This window comes from Ferruginibacter sp. (assembly GCF_014377975.1).
In the GTDB taxonomy this organism is placed as follows: domain Bacteria; phylum Bacteroidota; class Bacteroidia; order Chitinophagales; family Chitinophagaceae; genus Ferruginibacter.
Window position 1 is genome coordinate 1 of sequence record NZ_JACMOO010000310.1, and the last position, 3,112, is coordinate 3,112.

General features: G+C 35.9%; 4 protein-coding genes. All 4 read left to right on the forward strand.

Annotated elements, in window-relative coordinates:
- Nucleotides 1–684, forward strand: a 684-nt coding sequence (locus tag H7254_RS15790; protein ID WP_301933879.1) for a glycosyltransferase family 2 protein, incomplete at its 5' end; no start/stop codon positions are given.
- Between the two features lie 17 nt (nucleotides 685–701).
- On the forward strand, nucleotides 702–1,664 hold the full coding sequence (locus tag H7254_RS15795; protein ID WP_301933880.1) for a hypothetical protein: 963 nt from the start codon (nucleotides 702–704) through the stop codon (nucleotides 1,662–1,664).
- A 57-nt stretch (nucleotides 1,665–1,721) separates the two neighbouring features.
- Nucleotides 1,722–2,696 carry a glycosyltransferase gene (locus H7254_RS15800; protein ID WP_301933881.1) on the forward strand — a complete coding sequence of 325 codons (975 nt, stop codon included), beginning with the start codon at nucleotides 1,722–1,724 and terminating at the stop codon, nucleotides 2,694–2,696.
- 53 nt (nucleotides 2,697–2,749) lie between these two features.
- A partial coding sequence (locus H7254_RS15805) for a UDP-N-acetylglucosamine 2-epimerase (protein ID WP_301933882.1) occupies nucleotides 2,750–3,112 on the forward strand: 363 nt, incomplete at its 3' end.

Consider the following 3,112-nt stretch of genomic DNA (forward strand, 5'->3'; position numbering starts at 1 on the left):
ATTATAGATGGAGGATCTACAGACGAAAGTGTAGCTATAATTAAAAAATATGAAACTAAAATTACCTATTGGGTATCTGAAAAAGACAATGGAATTTATGACGCTATTAATAAAGGAATAAGGGTGGCAACTGGTAACTATATCGTATTTTTAAATAGCGGAGACTATTTTTTATCAGCCGATATAATTGAATATGCAGTTGAAATTATTAGTAAAGAAAGTCTGGATATTTATTATGGCAATGTAGTGATGGAGCCAGGTAACAAAGAAAAATATGTTCAAAAATATCCGGCAGTGCTTAATTTAAATTTTTGGCAAAGAAGGACTATTAATCACCAGGCTTCGTTTATCAAATCTTCTTTGTTTTTAGAATTAGGTTTGTATGAATCTAAATATACTATGGCTGCAGATTATGCTTTTTTTTTAAAAGCTTACATACGGGGAAAGCAATATTTTTATATGGACCGGGAGTTAGTTCATTACCCGTTAGATGGTTTTAGCAGCAAAAATCTTGACAAGTATATTTTGCAAATGAAAGGTGCATGGAAAAATATTGTTCCACAATACGTTCAGCTTTTACACAAAGAAAATAATGAATACAAATTATTAATGAAACACATTATTATGGGTAAAGCAAAAAGTATAAATAAAATATTTCAGAAAGTGATATGCCTTTTCCGTTAAAGAAATTTATTTAAGTTATGTTTAATATCCCCATTCTTTACCTTGTATTTAACCGGCCAGATGAAACCAGCAAATCTTTTGAAGTTTTTAAAAAATTAAAACCAGCTAAATTATACATTTCAGCAGACGGCCCAAGAAAAAACAGGGCGGATGATATTGCTAATACAGAGAAGGTAAAAAATATAGTGAGCCAGGTTGATTGGGTCTGTGAGGTAAAGACACTGTTTCATGATACCAACCGCGGCTGCAGGGGTGCAGTAGAGCGTGCATTGGAATGGTTTTTTGAAAATGAAGAAGAAGGAATTATTATTGAGGATGATATTATTGCCAACAACGCATTTTTTGAATTTTGTAAAATAATGCTTAACCGCTACCGGGATGATGCTGCCATTTTTTCTATAAATGGTTGCAGTATAGGGTATCAAGACTTTAATAAACCTTATGGCTTAACAAGGTATTTTAACATGTGGGGCTGGGCAACCTGGAAAACAACTTACCAGTTGGTGCAGGCAACCTGGAAAGATTTTAACCCGGAAGTTCCATTGAAAAATTATACAACTATAAAAAATGCAGTGCATTTACCGATACCTTTTGATGGCAATAAAAAATGGTTGCTGCACTGGCAAAAAAACTTTAATGAAACTTATAACGGCACAATAGATACGTGGGATTTTCAATGGGTGTACACCGCTTTTAAAACAAATAAATACTGCATCTTTCCCTCGCAAAATTATATTGTAAATATTGGTTTTGGTGAAACAGCCACCCATCATAAGTTTACCCAAAGCCCGATATGTAATTTAAAATATACAGCAGATACCTACCACGATAAATTAAATTTTAATCCCAAAGCAGATGCTGCTTTTGAAATAAATTATGTGGCTAAAACGGTAAACGCAATTGATTTAAAAAGCTGGCGGGATGTGTTTTCAACGCTTGTACCAGCGGCTGTAAAAAAAGTTTTAAAAAAGATAAAATAATGCCGGTTAATAAAGCCGTATTATTTAACTCTCTGGTTAATATTCTAATAGAATTCAATGGCAGAAATACTCGTCTCCATCATAGTAGCAACCTATAACTCCTCCCAGTTTGTAATAGAAACATTGGAAAGTACAAGGGCTCAAACCTGGCAAAATATTGAACTGATTGTTTCAGACGATTGCTCAACTGATACTACCGTTGAATTATGCAGCAACTGGTTAGCGGTAAATAAAGATCGTTTTACAAAAACTACTCTTATAACGGTTCCTGAAAACACGGGTGTTTCTGCCAATTGCAACAGGAGTATTAATGCAGCCCAATCTGACTGGATAAAATTTATTGCCGGCGATGATATATTGTTGCCCAACTGCCTGGCAGCAAACATGAAATTTATTACGGAAAATCCGCAGGCAAAAGCCATCTTTTCCGAAGTATTATTGTATAAAAATGATTTCAGCGAAGAAAATTTTTTGCATATTATTCCGGGCACCTTTCCCATGAACATTATGAACCCTGCTTTTACGGCAATGGAACAATACCAGCTTTTATTGCTTTCAGACAGGATTACTTTTACCCCATCTGTTTTTCTTAACCGGAATGCACTGCTTGCAACAGGTGGCTATGATGAAACCAACAGGCTTATTGAAGATTATCCCATGTGGCTGAAACTAACAAAGGCCGGCAATAAATTATATTTTTTTAAAACCCCCACAGTTGGTTACCGCAGGCACCAGGGTGCTGCCAGTAATGTAAGCGAGTATGAGTTATTTAAACCGCTGTTTTTAAAATCAGTAGCCATCAGAAAAAAAGAAGTGTATCCATACCTGCCCTGGGATATTGTCGGTAGTGAAAAGCATATTCTATGGGTGTCAAAAATTTTTCAAAAAACGGGCATGAATAAAAAAAAATCCTTTTATGCTTACCTGTATAAAATAAGCACCATTTATTTAAACCCTTTCCGCTACATTGTTTTTATTAAGAAAAAAGTATTGAGATTGGGTGAAACCAATGTCTTTTATTCGGACAGGTAAACAGCTTATAATATGACTTTACACAATAATCAACAGTAAACGAGTCAGTAATAATGAGAACAACAATCATCGCAGGTGCCCGTCCCAATTTTATAAAAGTGGCCCCGGTTATACATGCGATCAGAAAGGCACAACTGGCAGGATCGGATATTTACTTCCGCTTGGTGCACACCGGCCAGCATTACGATCCGAAAATGAGTGCTACGTTCTTTACCGAATTGAACATTCCTTCGCCGGATATTAACCTGGAATGCGGCGGCGGTACACAAGCTGAGCAGACTGCAGCTATTATGATCGCCTTCGAAAAAGAGTTGAAAGCTAACCCCACTGATCTTGTGATAGTAGTGGGCGATGTTACCAGCTCGATGGCCTGTAGTATTGTTGCAAAAAAACTAAACACAAAAGTTGCGCATATA